This is a genomic window from Bradyrhizobium sp. JR4.3 (genome assembly GCF_040547695.1).
GTDB classification, from domain to species: domain Bacteria; phylum Pseudomonadota; class Alphaproteobacteria; order Rhizobiales; family Xanthobacteraceae; genus Bradyrhizobium; species Bradyrhizobium canariense.
This window is the reverse complement of sequence record NZ_JBEPQF010000003.1, coordinates 75,181-94,474: the sequence shown is the minus strand read 5'-3', so window position 1 is coordinate 94,474 and position 19,294 is coordinate 75,181. Positions and strand designations below refer to the sequence as shown.

Sequence of the window (19,294 nt, the reverse complement as noted above, 5' to 3'; positions counted from 1 at the left end):
CTCCTTCCCGACCATATTGCCGCCATGACAAAAAAGCCCTTCCGCCTCACGCCCTACCAGGCGCAGTTCCTGATCGTCGTCGGCTTCGCATCCGTCGGCTATGCGCTCTATCTGCGCTACCTCGGAATCGAAAACTCGCAGGTCGGTCTTGCCTGCGACGCCGGGCTTCAGACCCTGATCTGCAAGGCGCGCTCGGTCTCGACCGTGCTGTTCAAGAATTCGGTATTCGGCATCGTCGCGCTGGTGGTGGCCACGCTGAACCTGATGCGGCCGTCGATCGTGCTGCTCACCGTCGGCATCATCGCCGCCGGTCTCGGCATCGTGCTCTACAATGTCGTGCTCTCGGGCCTGGCGATCGGCCTGCTCATTCTTGGATTTGCTCGGCCCGCGCCCGCCACAGCGTGAGCGCGAACAAGAGATAGATCGCGCAGGTCCACAGCGACTGCCAATTGTCGCGGCCCTCGTTGAAGAGCACATAGGCCGCCGACAGCGTCAGCACGCCGGCGAAGACCGACTCCGCGATCGGACGCTGGCCGATCTGCGGCCGGTTCAGCATCAACAGCGCGAACGGCACCACCGCCATCGTCAGCGAGGCGTAGGGGAAGTCGTGGTAGCGCGGGTCGAACACGAAGCCGAGCGCGGTCTGCGCCGCGATCACCGCGGCCACCGCCAGCGTCAAGCCGAGCACGGCGGTGAGTTTCGACCATTTCCGGCCCTCGCGCGGACCAAGCAGATCGAGGAAGGTCGGGAGGCTGCGGCCGATCACCATCGCCTGCGCGCAGAAGATCGGCGACAGGATGCCGGCCGCGAGCAGCATGCCCCAGAGCAGCCAGCCGCCGATGCCGTAGCTCTCGTAGTACATCTTGTCGGCGCCGATCCCGAGCAGGATGCCTGCCGAGGTCGCCGAGATCGCCACACCGAGCCAGGCCGAGAAGCGCGGCGTCCAGGGCCTGCGCCGCAACGTCAGGCCGGCGACCGCGAACACCAGCACGCAGAGGCCCATGCCGGCGCCCATGTACCATTTCCAGTAAGGGAAATTGCTGATCGGCTGGCCCGGCGGGTATTTCAGGCTGCGGCGCACCGAGTCATAGAGGCCCCAATAGCCGCCGACGGTGCCTTCCAGCTTGCGCTTCCACGGCTGGTCGTAGGACTCGATCAGATTGACGCGGAATTTCTGCGCTTTCGCGAGACTCAGGATCTCCGAGACCACGCGCGCCTGGTTGGTGCGCGACGGCAGAGCGCCCTCGCGCATGCGTCCTTCGCTCGGCCAGCCGGTTTCGCCGATCAGGATCTCCTTGCCGGGAAATGCGACCGCCATGCGCTCGCGGATCTGTTCGACATGGGAGGCGGCAAACTTCGCCTTGACCGGGAAGTCCTCCCAATAGGGCAGGATGTGGATCGTGACGAAGTCGACGGCGTCATAGATCTCGCGATTCCTGAGCCAGAACTCCCAGACATCGGCATAGGTGACGGGCACGCTGACCTGCGCCTTGACCGAGCGGATGATGGAGACGAGGTCCGCGGTCGTCATCTCGCCGCGGAGCAGCACTTCGTTGCCGACGATGATGCTGGTGATGGTTCCGGGGAAATCCTTGGAAAGGCGAATGGCGAGCGCGGCCTGCTCGAAATTCTTGGTGCGGTTGCTGGAGAGCCAGATCCCCTGGAGCACTTTCAGTCCACCGATCCGGGCCGCGATCGCCGGCACCTGGTCGAGCCCGTTCTCCATCGAATAGGTGCGGACGCAGTCGGTGATCTCCTTGAGCTGGCGCAGGTCCTGCTCGATCTGGTCGGCCTCGATATGGGTCCACGCGTTCAGCGGCGACTGCTCGCCGCGGAACGGCGCGTAGGAGACGCACTGGACCTTGTCGGCGGGATCGATCGGGGCGCGCGCGAGCGAGATCGGCGTGGCAAGCCACCACCACACGGCAGCGATCGCACCCAGTGAAACGAGCAGAAGCGCCAGTGGCGTACGAAGAGAAATCGGTTCCGTCCTCCGCGAAGGGCCGTCGATTACCTGCTACCACGCCATCTGCCAAGGGGGTGACTCCGTTATGGATCCATCCCTCCCCCGAGGAATTTACCTGCGGCCGTTCGACCGAGGCCTAGGATCGTGACTTTGCTGGACAAAATTCCAGATTCAGGCCATGGACTCGGGAGGACTTTTCCGCCGCATTGGAGACCTATTTGGACGCCATCACGCAGGCGCGTCCGCGAAGGTCCTGACGCGGACGGTCAGTGATATATTGGGGAATTCATGCGGCAACGGGTGTTCGAGTTACGAAATGCGGTCCTGCGGCAGTTCGCCGCCACCTTGGCCGTTTCTTCCCTTGTCATCCTGATGGGTATCGGCGCGGCCTCCGCCCAGAGCGGCACGCCCGCCCCCGACCAGAGCAAGGCAGCCGCCCAGCCCGCCGACGCGGCCAAGGATGCCGCCCAGAATCAGCGCCGCACGGACGAATTCGCCGAAGCAGCCCAGGTCATCAGCGGCCCAGCCGGCAACCCCGAATGCGTTTGGCTCGGCCGGCGCGTGGTGCGGTTGATGTGGCGGGATGACCTCGATACCGCATTCCGCCATCTCGACCTCTACGACCGCTTCGGCTGCCCCGGCGGCCATATCCAGGCCGCCTTCCGCTGCCTGACCCGCTTCGGCGGCCAGATCGATCCCAAGGTCGCCGAGACCCTGGACAGCCGTGTGCACGCTTGCTGGATCAATCCGGCATCCCAGCCGCAGCAGGCGGCAGCCGCAGCCTCGCAGCCGGCCGCTCCGGCAGCGGGCAATGCGCAGCCGCAGCCGGCCGCGAGCCCCTCGCCGGCGGCAAGCCCATCACCGGCGCCCCCGAAATAGCCGCGATTGTTTCAGCCTCCGTTCAGGAACGATCGGCGATAGAGGCAATTGGCACTGCTGCGAATTTGAAATGTGCATGCCCTCATACGGTCATGAGGCGATGACAGTTGTGAAACCGCGCGGCAGAGGTATGCTCCATTTGCCGCGGACTTGGTCGGATCTCGGGGTCGGATCCGCTTCCCTGCCCCCTCAGCCCCTTTTGGTTTAGCCGCGATGCGGGTTGTCGCCGCCGTTCTGTTGCTTGTGTCCGCGCTCCACGCCGGCCTCTGGGGGGTCTTGCGTGACAAGGAACCCGCGCCCGACTTCAAGGGCTTGCTGCCCAGCGTCTCCTATGCGCCGTTCGAGGGCTCGGCTCACCCCGATATCGACAACATTCCGACGGTGGAGAAAATCCGCGCCGACCTGAAGACGCTGTCGACGATGACGCGCGCGATCCGTCTCTATTCGTCCACGGGCGGCGTGGAACTGGTGCCGCCGATCGCGGCCGAGTTCGGCCTCAAGGTCACCGTCGGCGCCTGGATCGACAAGGACAAGGATCGCAACGAGCGCGAGATCAAGGCCGCCATCGAGCTCGCCCGCAAGAACAGCAACGTCAACGGCGTCGTCGTCGGCAACGAGGTGATCTACCGCGGCGAGCAGAAGGTCGAAGACCTCATCGAGATGATCAAGAAGGTCAAGGGCGCGGTCCGCGTGCCCGTCACGACCGGTGAAATCTGGAACATCTGGCGCGACAATCCCGACCTCGGCTCCAACGTCGACTTCATCGCCGCCCACGTGCTGCCCTACTGGGAGAACTTCCGCTCGGACCAGGCGGTCGACCAGGCCGTCGACCGCTACAATCTGTTGCGCAACCTGTTCCCCGGCAAGCGCATCGTGATCGCCGAGTTCGGCTGGCCGAGCGCGGGTTACAATTTGCGCAACGCCGACCCCGGTCCGTTCCAGCAGGCACTGACCTTGCGCAACTTCGTCAGCCGCGCCGACGCCATCGGCATGGAATACAACATTGTCGAAGCCATCGATCAGCCCTGGAAATACTTCGAAGGCGGCGTCGGTCCGTACTGGGGCATCCTCAACGCCAGCCGCGAGCCGAAATTCGCCTGGACCGGGCCGGTGGAGAATCCCGACTATTGGAAGCTGATGGGTGTGGCGCTCCTGGTCGGTATCCTGCTGTCGCTGCCGATCCTGCGGCTGCAGCAGCCGACGGCGAAGCAGGCGTTCCTGCTGTCGGCCACCGCCAACGGCGTCGGCGCCTGGGCCGCCACCGTGTTCGCGTTCTGGAACGGGCACTATTTCATCTTCGGCTCGGCCTTCGCGCTCACGCTCGGCATGATCCTGCTTGTTCCCCTTGTGCTGATCGCGATGGCGCGCATCGACGAGATCGCCGCCGTCGCCTTCGGCCGGCCGCCGCAGCGCCTGCTCGCGAAGGACAAGCCAGTCGAGAACGTACCGGAGAATTACTTTCCAAAAGTCTCGATCCACATCCCCGCTTATTTCGAGCCGGTCGAGATGCTCAAGCAGACGCTCGATGCGCTGTCGCGGCTGAACTATCCGAACTACGAATGCGTCGTCATCATCAACAACACGCCGGACCCTGCCTTCTGGCAGCCGATCCAGGATCATTGCCGCGCGCTCGGTGAACGCTTCAAGTTCATCAACGCCGAGAAGGTGCAGGGCTTCAAGGCCGGTGCGCTGCGCATCGCGATGGACCGCACCGCCGTCGACGCCGAGATCATCGGCATCCTCGATGCCGACTACGTCGTCGATCCCGACTGGCTGAAGGACCTCGTGCCGGCGTTCGCCGATCCCAGTGTCGGCCTGGTGCAGGCGCCGCAGGAACATCGCGACGGCGATCTGTCGATCATGCACTACATCATGAACGGCGAATATGCCGGCTTCTTCGACATCGGCATGGTCCAGCGCAACGAGACCAACGCCATCATCGTGCACGGCACGATGTGCCTGATCCGCCGCGCCGCGATGGACATGGCCGGCGGCTGGTCGTCCGACACGATCTGCGAGGACAGCGACCTCGGCCTTTCGATTCAGCAGCTCGGCTGGACCACGCACTACACCAACCACCGCTACGGCCAGGGCCTGCTGCCCGACACCTACGAGGCCTTCAAGAAGCAGCGTCACCGCTGGGCCTATGGCGGTCTCCAGATCGTCAAGAAGCACTGGCGGAACTTCCTGCCGGGACGGAGCCGGCTGACGCCCGACCAGAAGCGCGAATATGGCCTCGGTTGGCTGAACTGGCTGGGCGCCGAGAGCCTCGGCGTGGTCGTGGCACTGCTCAACCTCGTCTGGGTGCCGATCGTCGCCTTCGCCGACATCGCCATTCCCGACAAGATCCTGACGCTGCCGATCATCGGCGCCTTCATCGTCTCGCTCGCGCACTTCTTGTCGATGTACCGCGCGCGCGTCGCGATCAAGCCCGGCCAGATGCTGGGTGCGATGATCGCCGCGATGAGCGTGCAGTGGACAGTGTCCCGCGCCGTCGCGCAGGGACTGATCACCGAGCACATCGCGTTCGCGCGCACCTCCAAGGGCGGCCTGTCCAGGATGTCGATCGAGTTCCAGGCGTTCTGGGAGGCCGTGATCGGCGCCCTGCTCCTGATCGGCGCCGGCGTGCTGGTGGCCTCCAACAGCTATCGCCAGATCACCGAGATCTACATCTTCGCTGGCGTGCTGGTGCTGCAGAGCCTGCCGTTCCTGGCTGCGGTCGCCATCGCCATCCTCGAGCTCAGCCGCATCAACTCGTTCCAGTTCTGGCGCGACAGCGCGATCCGCACCGCCGAGCTGATCGGCCTGCGCCCGGTCGCGCTGCCGACCCCCGCCGGCACGCCGCAGCAATTGCCGGTGCCGAGCGAGGTCCGGCGGGAAGCGAACTGACGGGGCTCCGAACGCGGCATCCGGCCCATGGGCGGACGTCGCGGGTTCTTCGGCGTGGATGGCGGCCCGCCATCTCGGTTGAAAATCCCGGCTCAAGCATTGGAAACGGCGAGCGAATTCCCGCTGTTGCCTTCAACTTCGGCAGCCACCCGAGCTATTGACGTCCGCGCCCCATCCCCCTACACAGCGCGGGCCGAAAGCATGATCCGGAAACAGCCGGTTTTTCCGCAACGCTTGCGTCGATGTGGCGGCAAGACATGCTTTTCCAAATGACCGAAGACGATGGCGATCTCTTCAAAGCCATCAGCGGCCATGGGAGCGCGTAGCTCAGCCGGTAGAGCACGTGACTTTTAATCACGGGGTCCTGGGTTCGAGCCCCAGCGCGCTCACCAACAGATACTCCGCTTTAAAATTTTCGGTTTTATCGGAGCCTTGCTCATGCGGGGCGCATTCCGGGCCACTTGGACCCTTTTGCCGCCATAGGAAAATAGGGCTGCCGAGCACGTGCAGCGTGCGCCTCCATCGTGCCACTATCGACTCCTTGATTCGGAGTTAGTCTAGACGGCGAGTAGAAGCGTCGAGTTGGCCGTGTTCTGGCTGCCGCTCCTTGCGGGTATCCTACTTAGCGGGATTGCCGGCAGTGCTTGGTACGGCGGCGACAAAATTCCAGCAATTTGGATCGCTTTCTTCGGAGTGGTCTGTCTATTGCTGACCGCTGCTCTCCAAATACAAAACTTCGCGTATGCCAACCTGCTGCAACCAGAAATCGATATCGAAGCACCGACCCAACGAACAATTTTGACGTGGAATCCGCCTACCAGCTTTTTCATCAACTCCCGTCCCGAGAACAAAGCGCCGCCCGGAAGAGACAGCTCCGAGTCCCCGGCGATCATTTTCGAGAACAGGAGCAACGTCATCGGGCAGGACGCGTCCAATGTTGCGCCCGCTCAGCTCAATCAGCGCGTCGACACGATCTGGCGAATAGCCGGTGCGTCCGCGCTCAAAATCGGTCGTGAAGGCGCACATCTGATCTTCCAGCACCGCGAACCCGCCAACGTGGTAAACCTGCACTTAGGAAACGTGCGGCGGGAGCGGTGGTTGGTTCTTGCCTGAACCACGCCAATTCATAGCGTTTAGCTCCTTTTGGCCGCCGGCAGTCAATGTCCAGCCATCGCGCTCATTGCGTATCAGCTTTTGCTGTTCGAGCTTCTGCGCCAGACGGTACACGTCCAATTTCCGATAGTCCCCGGTACTCCACCGGACATGCGCAGCCGTCTAAAGGGAACTACCCTGCCGGCTTTTGGACCATTTCGGATGACGCGCAGCAAGGAGCGGGGCAGCCCACCGATCCTCATTTGCCGCAAATGCAGGGGGCGAATGGACTACCTCGCGACGCTGCCTGCGATTGTGAACCTACCGGCAGTGTATGCTTACAGGTGCCTCCCCTGCCTGAGAGTCGACACCGTCGCTCTGGAGTAGCCCGCATCGAGCGCCGAGGCTTATCCACACCCACGACCCGCAGTAGCTCGCCGCCGACCGACGCCCCTACCAATCGATAATTTGCAGCCTGCATCGAGGCGCGTTTTGATGGGGCATGCCTCGCTCCGCCGTCATAGCGCCACTCATTTCAGTCGCCGCCCGGTCAAGATCACTTTCGGCGAGCTGCGCGAGATGGGCTTAAGCGGCGTCATGGTCTGGTGCCACTGCGGCCATCACGTCGCGGTCAGCGCCGATCGCTGGCCCGACGAACTGCGGCTTTCTGATCTTGAACGGCGGTTTATCTGCCAAGTCTGCGGTAGTCGCGGCGCCGATGTGCGGCCTGACTTCGCCCCTCCCAAAATGGGCACCAACGTATGAGGCCCGCCAGGCTTAGCCGGCGGGCCCTTTGATGGCTCACTGAGGAGGCTTCTTCGTTGCGGTCGGTGGCTTCGCTGTGCCACTGCTGGGGGTATCATAATGCGCCGAGTTACGTCCGCCCCCAGGCTTCCCATTCATTTTGCCCGCCGATGCTGGAGACGTCATAAAGCCGGCGGCGATCATCGCGCCGCCGAACGCAACAATCACAAACAAAGCAGTAGCTCTTACGATTTCGGCGCGTTCTCCGGCCTGTCGTTCCCCCGTGTAGGCCGGGACTCCGCCTCCTGCCAGTGGAGTGAACCTTTATGTAGCCGGCTTAGACCAATGAATGTCCGGGATTTTGCTGATCCCTCTCGGGGCTGGAACGCCGCCGCCTGCGCTTCATTTCAAGCGGGCGGCGTTTTCATGAGGAAAGCCTATGGTACGCGCGCACCCCCAGCTTTGGTGCGGAATTCAGTATCTATTCTGACTGAACAAGCGCCTAGTCATTCGATCACCGGCCCATCACGGCATCTATCGGTGACTGAGAGCTGCTCGTGCTCCCGCCCTACGCGGAGCCACCCTATGCCAACCAGAAAAAAACAAACCATTCCCCTGACAACGCGACTTGCTCAATTGGCGGAGGAAGCCCGCCGCCGCGCCGAGGCGGCTCCGCTCGGAGCGAAGCGCGAAACTCTCCTGAAAGCGGCGCGCATAAGCGAAACCGCCCTCCAGCTCCAGCAATGGATTAGCTCACCTGGATTGAGAGCACCGAGCTAACGGGAAGGGCCGCCCGGTGGGCGGCCTCTTTTCTTTGCCTCACTGTGACGGCTTGGCTGGCCCCCGACCCGCCAAGGCGCACGGCCGACGGCCGGAACGATCCGCCAGCAGCGCAATTGCTCCCTGAGTAGGAGTTGCGTCATGCGTCATGCGCCGTCGATTGTGCCGCTGGATCGGCTCGACCGTGAGATTTACCTGGTGCTGGAAGACTTCGGCGCGCGTGCCGGCTGCTCCTGGCGCGAGACCGACGAGCAGGACACCGACATCGAGACCATCATCCGCGACCTGCTCTCCGGGCAGTACGCCTATCCCGTCCGTATTGTCGCCTTCAACGCGATCGAGGGCCGGTCTCGCGATGCCACCAGCGAGATCGCAGATGAGCTTGCCGAGCGTGTCACGAGTAGCGAGATCACGCCGGCGTTGCAGGCCTTCGTCCAGGCAAATGCTTCCCGACCTTTTGCTGTACAACTGGCGCTCCCTCTACGGGGAGCAGCCTGACTCCAAATCTGTGATCGTGATGTTGCGCGGGGATCGCGGTGACGGTGCACAACAGGCACAGTCGTCGGAAGTTCGCGCTTCTCCTCGGCTTGATTTTTTGGTACCAAATAAAATGAAATCAGCAAAAAAGATTCGTGCCAAAAAACATCGCGGCCGCCCCGCTACTGGTCAGGGCGTCCAGATCGGCACGCGCTGGCCGGAGGTGACTGTGGCTCAGATCGACGCATGGGCGTCGGGGCAGGAAGACACTCCGGCTCGCTCTGAATCCATCCGTCGGCTGGTCGATATTGGCTTGGGCAAACCCGCCCCCGCCCTCGCGGTTACGTCTGCCGCCAAGGCCTCGTCCGAGCGGGCTCGGGAAATGGCGGGTAAAGCGATCGACAAGCTCAAAGACAACAAAGCGAGCCCGGATGACCAGGCCAGCCGCAAGCGGCGGCTCGTCAAGGGACCCGAGGAATTCCAGAACGTTCGACGCGATCGGCCAAATCGAAAATGATTTGACCGGCGCCCGCTTGGTCAATCTCGGCCTCAAGGCAAAAAGCAAATGATCAAACCCAAACGGTCGGCCGAGCAACAAATCGCGGACGAAGCCGATCGAAGGACCCTCAATCCGATAGCATCGAGACAGACAATAGCGGACAGTCAAGCCACTCCGGAGTTTCAGGAAAACCTCAAACGCCTGAAGTCCGAGCGGCTGGAGCGTGAGGCTCGACTGAATCCGAAGCGCAAGGTCTGATTTGAGCTTGTCGAGCTTTCGCCTCGCCTGGTTGGGCCGGTCAGGCCAACGGGCCGCGTTGGATGGAGGGTGCAGAAGGTCGTGGAAATGTTGAATCGACGGTGGATGATCTTCCTGCTGGTTTCCGTGGTGATCGTTTGCTCGATCTTCGCAGGCGCTCGGTACTATCTCAGCAAATGCCATGGCATGGATGCGTGCGCGGCCGCCGAAGCCGAGAGCCATGAGCGAGACAAGCCGGCCGAGCCACAATAGTTTTCGGATAAAAGCCCGCTGCGAAGACGGACGACCCCAACGGCGAGCTCGCGAATGAAAGTCAGGACCGCGACGACGGACTACACCACGCCGCCGAAGTCGATGCCTTCCTTGGCAAGCGCCTCAGCTTCCTCGGCGGACGTTGTCGGCTTCGTATCGAGGTAGGGGCGCTCAGACGCTGGCAAAATCGTGCGGAGGTTCTGGCCGTCTGTCCGCGTGATGCGAGCAACCCAGCGCTTGGGCCCGTGCTCAAGCCGTTCGATATGGTACTGCTTGTACGTAATCATGACCGTCGGACGCAACTGACGCTGACACAGGCTTTATTCTATCCAACCAGGCATCGCCGCACAACGGCCGCTCAAACTGGGTTAGGGCCCGCCAGCCCGTCAACGCGAACCCGGCCGCGATGGCGCACACAGCCCCAGATGATTTGCCTGACCTACCTTCAGCTCTCCGGAGCTGACACCGTAGCCGGCGTGCTCAGCGGAGCTCCTCCCACCGAAACTGGCCCGATAGATTTCGACTGCCGGGCGATCCGCTTACGGATCGCGGCGGACAGTCCGTAGCGCGCATGCGCTCGTCGAACGGAGGACGTGACGTCCGACATCATGGCATTTTGCAGCGAGTCGATCTTCGCAATCAGTGTGGACAGCTGCGAAGATACCTTCCTCACATCGACCCGTTCGTCCGTGATGCTCTGTCGCAGCGAAAGCAGCACCATCGAATCCGCCTGCAGCACAGCCGCGTTTTGTTGCAATGCCTGGTTGCTCTCCTGCAGCGAAGCCGTGTGTTGCTGCTGGGTCGACTGAATATCCTTCAAGGCAGCGACAACCGGATCCGGCTTTGGCGCTGAAGCCTCTTGCCGCGGTAGCAACTCAGCCAGGCTGCTCAGATTGAGCGACGGCAAGCCGGACGGCCATGTGTAGATCGCCGCCGCGCCGTTGATGGCCAGCGCACACACCGACAGCGTCATAACCGACGTCCGGCTGGACCGCTTGACGGGTTCTGGAGCGTCCAAGCTTGCGGGTTCGTCGGCGGCGATGGCCGCAGCCAGTGCTGCAGGGTCGAGCTGTTCGACAAGGCCTTGCATTTCGAAAGTCGCGGTCATGGCATTGACCCCAAATGAGAGCAATAGGAAGCCGTCGCCGGAACGTCCTCGCGACGGCTCCCTTACGCAGCACCCATCTACAACTGTCTAAAATTGTCGGCTTTTCAGCTTAATTCCACGTTAGCGGCCGCGGCCTGCCGCACGCCCCGCCGCCCCGGCCGACTACGGGGTCGTGCGACAGACATAACTCGCAGGCCGATGCGAGAGCTCCTCCCGAGCCCGGGACGCCGCCTCGGCCCGAAGCGGATTTTCCGAAGTTGGCAGACTACCCCTGTTTTGCCCGACGCGTCAACCGGCGTCTCCGCCGGATGCAAGACCGCCGTGCGCCAAAAAGAAAGCGTTGCGCCAGCAGGACTTAGCTACTGTGCATGGGGTTGTTTTCGCGATTTTGGCCAGCGTGTGTTCGTGCGCCGGCCCCTGCCCCAAAAGCCGCGAGACAACCCGCTCAAAAAGTGTAGGATTCGACAAAACAGGGAGGAGCGGCATGTTTGAAATCAGCGGTTTCGACACGGCAGGAATCGTCAGCCTCAAGCGGCTGTCACTCACCGCCGCCCTCAAGAAGGCCAAGGAACTTATCGCCGACGGGTGCTGGGGCGTTCAGGTGATTGGTCCAGGGGGCCAAGTCTACACCTCGTTCGAGGAGCAAGCCGCGTAGTCCGCCCGCCTTCGGCAGCATTCGGAATCACCCGCCCATCCGATCGGGCGTCGCGCGCTCTCGCCCTTGCGGTGATCGACGTGAAAACCCCAGCGCCTGGTGGAGCGCTGGGGCGTTTTCAAAATATCAATTGGTGAAGCAATGAGGCCTTCGTAGCAGCGATCTCGGCCATCGCTTGTGAACTGCTTCACACGTCCTTCGATCTTTCCACACCTTGACGAGGCTCAACCGCCGCACGCCGTGCCGTTGCCAATCAACTCGTTTGGGAGCACGCTCTCTCCAGGCGCGCAGACGCCACTCAGGGAGAAAGCCATGAAGGACACGGGCCTGGATCATCGCCACCGCGACAAGGATGGCGCGATCAGCAAGAAGCACGGCAACACGCTGGTCGGTACGTTGCGCAAGATCTACGGCAAGGGTTTTGCTGCCGGTTATCCGGATACGACTGAACTCAGCGAGGTCCTGCACCAGCTGAACGAGACATCGCTCAGCCAGTTGCGACGCGATCACGACACCGGGCATCTCGGCCACAAGATCGACCACGTCCCGAAGTGAGGACTTCACGAGTCCCAACTTCAGGTAGTTGAAGTCAACTGCGCTGCCGGGCGGTCTCCGCGAATTTGCCGTTTGAGCCCTCGCCGCCCGAGCGCTAGAATGAGCCTTTTACGGAGGCTCATTTGAAACAGTTCATGATCATCACCGCCATTGCACTCGCCGTGACGGCTCCCGCCCGCTCGCAAGCTCTCGTCGATCCCAACAAGGTTGCTCCCGAATATCGCGAGGCGGCAGAGAAGCGGCGGGCCGAGCAGATGCGGCAGCGCGAATGTGCGCTGAAGGCGGATCTCGAGAAGGTGCTGCCCAGGGATCGCACCGTCTATCTCAACCATTGCCTGGACACGATAGCGGCCAAGCAATAGGCGGCTGTTTCAAGCGGCTTGAAGTCCCGGACGCGTTCAAGCTTTCTTCAGACATTTGGGATCACCTGACGATCCATTTCCATCAGTCATTGTCGATCGACCGCGCATGAGTTTCGTCCAGATTCAGTGCACGCGCTGCAAGACCGTGTTCCGCGACCGCGCGGGACGGTTGCAGGACGGCTATTCCAGGCAATGTCCGAGCTGCGAGGTGGTGCTGTTCTTCGCGGAGGATTCGCCGAACCCTCAGGTCAAGCAGGCCATGAAGCGCGCGCGCCAGGCTCGCAAGGAGCAGCGCGAAACCGAAATGGCCAGGATGTCCGCGCCGCAAGCGCGCGCCAATTTTTCGCGGGCCCACACCGGACGGATACAGCTCTCATCGGAGGACGACGGGGACTAGCTCACCCGCGCTTCTGCGGAAACAGGCGGTCACGGATATAGCGCGAAGTCGGCGTCAGGCGGATGCCGCGCGGCTTCTGCCAGACGGCGCGATCAATCTCGTGCTTGTCGCCGATCGCGAGCCTGCCCTTGGCGCCCTTGGCGATGAAGATCGCGTCGCTCATCTTGCGGCCGGAGCGCTTGTTCCTGGTCGTCACTTCCTTCCAGAGGCTGATCCGGCCGAGCTTCAGCTTGGGCAGCTCTTCCTTGATTTCCCGCCGCAGGCAGTCCTTGTCGGATTCGCGCGCCCGCTTGCGGCCGCCCGGAAACATCCACAGGCCGTCCGACCGCCGTCTGACCAACAAGACCTTGCCGCGCTTGGCGGCAACCAGTTTGGAAGACTTCGCCATGTCCGCCGTAATCGAAACCAGAATCGAGCTTATCGTAACTTGTCTAGTCGGATAGACAAGTTCCGCGGACCTCGATCACACGGGGCAAGGCCGTCAGGGCCGATCGGACCCGGCGGGCCGATCCCGCGGTTCGAGGCGCCGGTCAGCCCTCGCCCGCCGCTGTCCCCGCCCTTGCCCCCGCCTCTGCCCGGTCCTCCGTCCTGATCCAGGCCATCATCATCTCCCAGGCCACCGACAGGATGATCGGGCCGATGAACAGGCCGACGATGCCGTGGGCGAGCGTGCCGCCGATCACGCCGACGAAGATGACGATGGTCGGCGTGGTCAGGCCGCGCCCCATCACCAGCGGCTTCAACATGGTGTCGAGGAAGCCGACGACGACGAGAAACACGGTGAGCAGCAGCGCGGTGGTGACGTCCTTGGCGGTCCAGATCCAGATGATCACCGGCAGAAGCACCAGGAAGGCGCCGATCTGCACGATCGAGAGCAGCAGCACGATGAAGGCGAGCAGGCCTGCGCTCGGCACCGCGGCAAGCTTGAAGCCGATGCCGGCGAGCAATGCCTGCACGATCGCGACGCCGATCACGCCTTGCGCCACGGCGCGGATGGTCGCGCCCGCGAGCCCCAGGAAATGCTCGCTCTGTTCGGGCACGATGCGAAACAGGAAGCCGCGGCCGGCCGCAACCAGCCTCGGCCCGTGCGGAAACAGGAAGCCGGCCACGAACACCGAGACGAGGAACTGGAGCGTGCCGACGCCGGCATCGCCCGCGAGCGACAAGAGCGGTCCCGCCAGCGGCTGGAGATACGGCGCCACCTCGCGCAGCACCGCGCGGATGTTGTTGTAGGCCTGCTCCCAGAGCTCGAATAGCCAGGGGCCAACGACCGGCCACGACTTCAGCTGTTCCGGCGCCGATTGAAGCGCAAGGTCGCCGGTGCCGAGCTGGTGCGCCAGTTCGCGCACGCCGTCCACTGCGCTGATGCCGAGCCAGGTCGCAGGACCGATGACGATGCCGAGCGTGATCAGGGTCAGGATCGCCGCCGCGGTCTTAGGCCGGCCACCCAGGATCTTGGCGACCCAGCTGAAGGCCGGATAGAACGCGACCGCGAGCACGCCGCTCCAGGCAAGGATCGGCACGAAGGGGCGAATGATCAGGAAGGTCCAGATGATCAACAGGCCGAGCAGGCCGACGCGGATCACGAGCTGGATGATGTCCTCGCCCGTCAGGAGCTGACGCAGACTTTTCACGGGCACGGCTTTCCTTGCGGCATTGACGCGGGTTCCGGCACTTGCGCGGCCCAGCGTTATTGCCAGCCGCGCACCCGGCGTCAAGACGACCGGGCCGGCCCGAGCCGGTGATTAGGAACGCATCGGGCTATTCGGCATTCCGAGGCGATGGCACGCCGCCCCAGAGAGCCCGTCGCACATGCGGGAATTCACCGCGGCATCCACTTTTCCCTGAAGCCAAACGCCGCACCGGGCTATTGGCGCTACGCCTATGCCGTCGGCGACAGGGCCCGCTCCGGGCGTGTGCAAGGCAGGCTGCCGTTGCTCGCCATCAGGCGCGTACAGATGCGCATCGACCGCGATATGCGGAGCCTCCGGACCGGCGATTGATCTTGCGGCGGCGCCGCGCGCGCCGGCAAGGCCGCGACCGACTGCCGGCTTGGCTAACGACGATTAACCGGATTTCATCCAACCGGTTTACGCCGTTGCAAAGGCGCGCACCTACGCTTCCATCGAGCTCCCCCAAACCACTTTCGGTGCAATGGCCAATACCATCTGGACGATCGAAGAATTCACCTGCGCGGGTTGCAGCATGAACTACACCGCGACAAGAGAGGAGCACGCCGAAGCGCATTCCGGCAGCTTCAAGTGCAGCATCTGCAGCGGCGTGGTGCACACCTGGTCCGGCAAGCACCATTTCTTCGGCTGGAAAGCGGTGAAGGCCAAGCCACCCGTGTTCGGAAGGCGCTGGGCCGGGGTGCCGTGGTAGGCCAACCGACGAAGCGGGCAAGCTGAGGCTGTTCTGCGATGGCGGCCAGGGAGCAACGCTGCGGCCGTCGTGGCCTAGCTGTGAAGTTGCGCGTTGAGGCCCTCCCAATTTGGCGTACGTTTGGTTGCCTCGATCGCGCCGCTCTGGGAATTACGACGAAACAGAAGGCCCTTCTGGCCTGATAGTTCTCTGGCTTTCAGGATTCGGCCATCTTCCAGAAGGATGCGCGCGCCCGCCGTGACATAACAGCCGGCTTCGACGATACAATCGTCACCCAATGAAATGCCGATGCCGGCGTTGGCTCCGATCAGGCAGCGCTCACCAACTGTGACCCTCTCTTTCCCTCCTCCGGACAGAGTGCCCATGATCGATGCTCCGCCGCCAACGTCGCTGCCGCTTCCCACAACCACACCGGCGCTAATGCGGCCCTCGACCATGCAGGGGCCGAGCGTACCCGCGTTGAAATTGCAAAAGCCCTCATGCATGACGGTTGTGCCCGGCGCCAGGTAGGCTCCGAGCCTTACACGGTCCGCATCTGCAATTCTCACGTCCGCAGGCGTCACATAATCCGTCATGCGCGGAAATTTATCGATGCCTGCCACCTCAAACGCGAGGGCACGCTTTCGCGCCACCATTCGCGCTTCCGGGACACGAGAGCATTCACAGGGACCGAGTGTCGTCCAGGCAACGTTGGGTAAAAGACCGAAAATTCCTTCAAGATTCAGGCAATGGGGCTGGACGAGCCGGTGGCTCAGGAGATGAAGTCGAAGATACGCGTCGTGCACATCAGTCGGCGCAGATGCAAGAGAGTGAATTTCTGTACGAATGGAAACGATCTCGACATCGCGGATATCATCGTGTCGCGCATATCCGTCCGCCGATGCACCCAACGATCTGACGATCTCGTCGCTCGTCAGCCGTACCGTCACGGCCTTATCGGCCGCCACAACCAGGCGCAGCCGAGGAAACCAGGAATCCAGCACGCGACCATCTGCGGCAACCGTCGCAAATCCCTCACCACTCGCGCCCCTCAGCTCCATCGTCATTTGAATGTCCCACACTGTGATCCCAGGCGCAGTGCATACGCGTTCCCGGCGAAATGGCAACTTCTGGTGGCTCAAAGGCGATCGCCCGGATTTGGCGAGCCAGACGCGGCTGCGCGAACTGCGGCTTCTACTTCGTTCCATCGCCGGCTACACTCCTCTCCCTGCAATCAAAATCGATCCGCAATGACCTCACCCTTCGTTCCCCAGATCGCCCTCTACCGCAACTGGCTCGCCGAGCGGCGCGGCCTCACCTTCGCGACCTACGAAGACATGCGGCAATGGTCGGTGCGCGATCTCGACGGCTTCTGGCACAGCATCTGGGACTATTACGATCTGCAATCGCCAACACCGTTTGCGGCCGTGATCACCGAGCGCAAGATGCCCGGCGCGATCTGGTTTCCTGGCGCCCAGGTCAACTATGCCCGGCAGGTGTTCCGCCATGTGGATGCGGCTGACGCCGCCGGCCTGCCCGCGATCGTCAGCTGCGGCGAGGACGGCAAGCTCTACGAGACGAGCTGGCCGGAGCTGCGGCGCAAGGCGGCCGCGCTCGCGCTGCATCTGAAAGAAAAAGGCATCAAGCCCGGCGACCGCGTCGCCGCCTATCTGCCCAACATCCCCGAGACCATCATCGCATTCCTGGCGAGCGCCAGCATCGGCGCGGTCTGGAGCGTGTGCGCGCCCGATATGGCCGCGCCTGCCGTGATCGACCGCTTCAAGCAGATCGAACCCAAAGTGCTGATTGCCTGCGACGCCGTCACCTATGCCGGCCGCCGGCACGATCGCAAAGACGTCCTCACCGAGCTGCGGCAATCGCTGCCGACGGTCGAGCACGTCATCCTGCACAGCGAGGCCGCCGCGCCCGCAGCGCCGGTCGCCCTGCTGTCCGAAATTGTCGCAACAACCGGCGCGGAGATCGACGCATTCGAGCCGGTCTGGCTGCCGTTCGATCATCCGCTCTGGATCGTCTATTCCAGCGGCACCACCGGCCTGCCGAAGCCGATCGTGCACGGCCATGGCGGCATCGTCATCGTGGTGCTGGCGCTGCTGGGATTGCACAACGATCTCGGCTGCTCATACCACGAGAACTCGTTCGGCGAGCGCTATCACTGGTACGCTTCGACCGGCTGGATCATGTGGAACTCGCAAGTCGGCGGCCTGCTCAGCGGCACCACCTGCTGCATCTTCGACGGCAGCCCCGGCGGCGCCAGGGACAAGCCGGACTGGACCACACTGTGGCGCTTCGTCGCGCAGTCGAAAGCGACCTTCTTCGGTGCGGGCGCCGCGTTCTTCGCCAACTGCGTCAAGGCCGAGATCGATCTCGCCGCCGCCGGTGATCTCTCACAGCTTCGATGTCTCGGCTCGACCGGCTCTCCGCTGAGCGCCGACACGCAAGCGTGGTTCAACGACCGCTTCGCGGCGCTCTCGAAAGCCAACGGCAGCAAGGCGCAGGCCGATATCTGGTGGGCCAACATCTCCGGCGGCACGGATTTCGCCGGCGCCTTCATTGGCGGAAATCGCCAACTGCCGCAGACGCCGGGCGCGATGCAGTGCCGTCTGCTGGGTGCTGCCGTGGAAGCCTTCGACGAACAGGGCCGCGCCGTCATCGGCGAGGTCGGCGAACTCGTCTGCACCGAGCCGATGCCGTCGATGCCGCTCTATTTCTGGAACGACAAGGGCGATGCGCGCTATCGGGCGAGCTATTTCGAGACCTATCCGGACAATTTCGACGGCAGCGGCCGCGGGCCGGTGTGGCGGCATGGCGACTGGCTCAAGGTCGACCCTGACGGCTCCTGCATCATCTATGGCCGCAGCGATGCCACCATCAACCGGCATGGCCTGCGCATGGGCACGAGCGAACTCTATTCCGCGATCGAGGCCCTGCCCGAGGTGCTGGATTCCCTCGTCGTCGATCTCGAATATCTCGGCCGTGACAGCTACATGCCGCTGTTCGTGGTGCTGCGCGAAGGCGTCGCCTTCGACGGCGCAATGCAGGCGAAGATCAACAAGGCGATCGAGGCCGGCCTCTCCCGCCGTTTCCTGCCCAACGAGATTTTTGCGGTCGCCGAAATTCCGCGCACGCTCTCGGGCAAGAAGCAGGAACTGCCGATCAAGAAGCTGCTGCTCGGCCAGCCCGTCGAGAAGGTCATCAACCGGGAGGCGATGGCCAATCCCGCCTGCCTTGATTGGTATCTTGCCTTTGCACGCGACTATCTGGCGCGGACCGAGACTTGAGGGGAGATCGGCCCAATTGCGCCGATGCCGTTTGGACTCCGTTCACCGATCGCCGCTAGAGCAGGATAGATCTTCCGAAAACGAACGCGCGCCATGGCCGACCTCAACGCCGTCCTCACCAGGCTCAACGACCGTTTGCTCCGCCTCGAGGGCGAGCTGTTCGTGCTGCGCTCGCTGGCCCGCGCGACGCTGACGGCGGGCGATGACCACGCGGCGCGAATGCGCAAGCTGGTCGAGGCCGCAAAGGTCGCGCTCGACGACGAGGCCACGCGCCCCCTCGACAAGCCGACGCGCAAATATGTCGATGCGGCGACCGCGCTGGTAGAGGAATTGCTGGTCGAGCCGACCTCGGCGCGGCCGTTGTTCACCGTCATCGACGGCGGCCGGCGCGACTGAGCGTCAAACTGGCCGGCCGTCATCCGTCGCTGCGATATCGCCCGACTTGAGCCGGCTGAGGCCGGCTTCGATGATCGCGATCTCCTCGTCGATCTGGCCGATCGGCAGGCTGAAATCGTAGCCGGACCTGCTCTTCAGATCGACCGCAAGCCGCTGTCTGTGCATCATCAGCTCGTCGAGGCCGCGCCGGTTCTTCAGTCGGACATAGACGTCGACGATCTGCTCAATCGCGCTCGGCATGAAATAGGTCCCGGCGAAAAAGCCCGCACGGCGCACCCACGCCGGCGGGACAATCTCGGTGTCGCGGTACGCAATACAAATCCGC

At 63.1% G+C, this 19,294-nt stretch carries 24 protein-coding genes and 1 tRNA gene; 17 read left to right on the top strand and 8 right to left on the bottom strand.

Features of this window, described 5'->3' with window-relative positions:
- Nucleotides 1–24 precede the first annotated feature (24 nt).
- Entirely contained in the window at nucleotides 25–405 is a 381-nt protein-coding gene (locus tag ABIB91_RS06380) for a hypothetical protein (protein WP_354160848.1), read from the top strand.
- On the opposite strand, the gene ABIB91_RS06375 is transcribed toward ABIB91_RS06380, so the two are convergent.
- Nucleotides 365–1,924: a glycoside hydrolase family 17 protein gene (locus ABIB91_RS06375; RefSeq protein WP_354160850.1), complete on the bottom strand. Its 1,560-nt coding sequence runs from the start codon at nucleotides 1,922–1,924 to the stop codon at nucleotides 365–367. The two genes, ABIB91_RS06380 and ABIB91_RS06375, sit on opposite strands and share 41 nt — an antisense overlap.
- Nucleotides 1,925–2,254: 330 nt before the next feature.
- Here ABIB91_RS06375 and ABIB91_RS06370 point away from each other — a divergent pair, with 330 nt between their 5' ends.
- Complete coding sequence (locus ABIB91_RS06370; RefSeq protein WP_247289897.1) at nucleotides 2,255–2,845, top strand: beta-1-3, beta-1-6-glucan biosynthesis protein; 591 nt, start codon at nucleotides 2,255–2,257, stop codon at nucleotides 2,843–2,845.
- A 213-nt stretch (nucleotides 2,846–3,058) separates the two neighbouring features.
- Complete coding sequence (locus ABIB91_RS06365) at nucleotides 3,059–5,734, top strand: glycosyltransferase (protein ID WP_354160852.1); 2,676 nt, start codon at nucleotides 3,059–3,061, stop codon at nucleotides 5,732–5,734.
- Between the two features lie 179 nt (nucleotides 5,735–5,913).
- Here ABIB91_RS06365 and ABIB91_RS06360 read toward each other — a convergent pair whose 3' ends face one another.
- Nucleotides 5,914–6,048: a hypothetical protein gene (locus tag ABIB91_RS06360; protein WP_256375789.1), complete on the bottom strand. Its 135-nt coding sequence runs from the start codon at nucleotides 6,046–6,048 to the stop codon at nucleotides 5,914–5,916.
- Nucleotides 6,049–6,050: 2 nt separating this feature from the next.
- Between ABIB91_RS06360 and ABIB91_RS06355 the strand changes: the two genes are divergently transcribed.
- From ABIB91_RS06355 to ABIB91_RS06325, 7 genes are all read left to right on the top strand, one after another.
- A tRNA-Lys gene (locus ABIB91_RS06355) sits at nucleotides 6,051–6,126 on the top strand.
- Nucleotides 6,127–6,316: 190 nt separating this feature from the next.
- Nucleotides 6,317–6,847, top strand: a complete 531-nt coding sequence (locus ABIB91_RS06350) for a hypothetical protein (RefSeq protein ID WP_354160854.1) — start codon at nucleotides 6,317–6,319, stop codon at nucleotides 6,845–6,847.
- A 474-nt stretch (nucleotides 6,848–7,321) separates the two neighbouring features.
- Nucleotides 7,322–7,591 (top strand): hypothetical protein, encoded by a 270-nt coding sequence (locus ABIB91_RS06345; RefSeq protein WP_007590810.1) that lies wholly within the window; start codon nucleotides 7,322–7,324, stop codon nucleotides 7,589–7,591.
- 900 nt (nucleotides 7,592–8,491) lie between these two features.
- Nucleotides 8,492–8,848: a hypothetical protein gene (locus ABIB91_RS06340; RefSeq protein ID WP_354160856.1), complete on the top strand. Its 357-nt coding sequence runs from the start codon at nucleotides 8,492–8,494 to the stop codon at nucleotides 8,846–8,848.
- A complete protein-coding gene (locus tag ABIB91_RS06335) occupies nucleotides 8,793–9,344 on the top strand; it encodes a hypothetical protein (protein ID WP_354200659.1) in 552 nt (183 codons plus the stop codon). The genes ABIB91_RS06340 and ABIB91_RS06335 overlap by 56 nt, the downstream gene beginning before the upstream one ends.
- 48 nt (nucleotides 9,345–9,392) lie before the next feature.
- Entirely contained in the window at nucleotides 9,393–9,584 is a 192-nt protein-coding gene (locus tag ABIB91_RS06330) for a hypothetical protein (RefSeq protein WP_007590801.1), read from the top strand.
- A gap of 69 nt (nucleotides 9,585–9,653) precedes the next feature.
- Nucleotides 9,654–9,836, top strand: coding sequence for a hypothetical protein (locus tag ABIB91_RS06325; RefSeq protein ID WP_157158529.1), 183 nt, complete (start codon nucleotides 9,654–9,656; stop codon nucleotides 9,834–9,836).
- A gap of 80 nt (nucleotides 9,837–9,916) precedes the next feature.
- Here the strand turns inward: ABIB91_RS06325 and ABIB91_RS06320 are convergent, their stop codons facing one another.
- Together ABIB91_RS06320 and ABIB91_RS06315 are read right to left on the bottom strand one after the other, a co-directional pair.
- Entirely contained in the window at nucleotides 9,917–10,123 is a 207-nt protein-coding gene (locus tag ABIB91_RS06320; protein ID WP_007590800.1) for a hypothetical protein, read from the bottom strand.
- A 158-nt stretch (nucleotides 10,124–10,281) separates the two neighbouring features.
- On the bottom strand, nucleotides 10,282–10,944 hold the full coding sequence (locus ABIB91_RS06315; RefSeq protein ID WP_354160861.1) for a hypothetical protein: 663 nt from the start codon (nucleotides 10,942–10,944) through the stop codon (nucleotides 10,282–10,284).
- Between the two features lie 484 nt (nucleotides 10,945–11,428).
- On the opposite strand from ABIB91_RS06315, the gene ABIB91_RS06310 reads away from it, so the two are divergent.
- The 4 genes from ABIB91_RS06310 (at nucleotide 11,429) to ABIB91_RS06295 (ending at nucleotide 12,913) form a co-directional block, all read left to right on the top strand.
- A complete protein-coding gene (locus tag ABIB91_RS06310; RefSeq protein ID WP_007590796.1) occupies nucleotides 11,429–11,599 on the top strand; it encodes a hypothetical protein in 171 nt (56 codons plus the stop codon).
- A 312-nt stretch (nucleotides 11,600–11,911) separates the two neighbouring features.
- Nucleotides 11,912–12,154 (top strand): hypothetical protein, encoded by a 243-nt coding sequence (locus ABIB91_RS06305; protein ID WP_007590794.1) that lies wholly within the window; start codon nucleotides 11,912–11,914, stop codon nucleotides 12,152–12,154.
- Between the two features lie 134 nt (nucleotides 12,155–12,288).
- Entirely contained in the window at nucleotides 12,289–12,516 is a 228-nt protein-coding gene (locus ABIB91_RS06300) for a hypothetical protein (RefSeq protein WP_198288291.1), read from the top strand.
- A gap of 106 nt (nucleotides 12,517–12,622) precedes the next feature.
- Nucleotides 12,623–12,913 carry a hypothetical protein gene (locus tag ABIB91_RS06295; protein ID WP_354160863.1) on the top strand — a complete coding sequence of 97 codons (291 nt, stop codon included), beginning with the start codon at nucleotides 12,623–12,625 and terminating at the stop codon, nucleotides 12,911–12,913.
- 1 nt (nucleotide 12,914) lies between these two features.
- Here the strand turns inward: ABIB91_RS06295 and ABIB91_RS06290 are convergent, their stop codons facing one another.
- Together ABIB91_RS06290 and ABIB91_RS06285 are read right to left on the bottom strand one after the other, a co-directional pair.
- Nucleotides 12,915–13,301, bottom strand: coding sequence for an NUDIX hydrolase (locus ABIB91_RS06290; RefSeq protein WP_198288224.1), 387 nt, complete (start codon nucleotides 13,299–13,301; stop codon nucleotides 12,915–12,917).
- A 142-nt stretch (nucleotides 13,302–13,443) separates the two neighbouring features.
- Nucleotides 13,444–14,553, bottom strand: coding sequence for an AI-2E family transporter (locus tag ABIB91_RS06285; protein ID WP_007590777.1), 1,110 nt, complete (start codon nucleotides 14,551–14,553; stop codon nucleotides 13,444–13,446).
- A 514-nt stretch (nucleotides 14,554–15,067) separates the two neighbouring features.
- Here ABIB91_RS06285 and ABIB91_RS06280 point away from each other — a divergent pair.
- The gene (locus ABIB91_RS06280; RefSeq protein ID WP_354160866.1) at nucleotides 15,068–15,295 is read left to right on the top strand and encodes a hypothetical protein; all 228 of its coding nucleotides are present in this window, start codon (nucleotides 15,068–15,070) and stop codon (nucleotides 15,293–15,295) included.
- Nucleotides 15,296–15,369: 74 nt separating this feature from the next.
- Here ABIB91_RS06280 and dapD read toward each other — a convergent pair whose 3' ends face one another.
- Nucleotides 15,370–16,341: a 2,3,4,5-tetrahydropyridine-2,6-dicarboxylate N-succinyltransferase gene (gene dapD, locus ABIB91_RS06275; RefSeq protein WP_354160868.1), complete on the bottom strand. Its 972-nt coding sequence runs from the start codon at nucleotides 16,339–16,341 to the stop codon at nucleotides 15,370–15,372.
- Nucleotides 16,342–16,524: 183 nt separating this feature from the next.
- On the opposite strand from dapD, the gene ABIB91_RS06270 reads away from it, so the two are divergent.
- Nucleotides 16,525–18,573, top strand: a complete 2,049-nt coding sequence (locus ABIB91_RS06270) for an acetoacetate--CoA ligase (protein ID WP_354160870.1) — start codon at nucleotides 16,525–16,527, stop codon at nucleotides 18,571–18,573.
- A 93-nt stretch (nucleotides 18,574–18,666) separates the two neighbouring features.
- Nucleotides 18,667–18,969, top strand: coding sequence for a hypothetical protein (locus tag ABIB91_RS06265; RefSeq protein WP_007590765.1), 303 nt, complete (start codon nucleotides 18,667–18,669; stop codon nucleotides 18,967–18,969).
- A 3-nt stretch (nucleotides 18,970–18,972) separates the two neighbouring features.
- Here the strand turns inward: ABIB91_RS06265 and ABIB91_RS06260 are convergent, their stop codons facing one another.
- The gene (locus tag ABIB91_RS06260) at nucleotides 18,973–19,209 is read right to left on the bottom strand and encodes a hypothetical protein (RefSeq protein ID WP_026233472.1); all 237 of its coding nucleotides are present in this window, start codon (nucleotides 19,207–19,209) and stop codon (nucleotides 18,973–18,975) included.
- Nucleotides 19,210–19,294 lie beyond the last annotated feature (85 nt).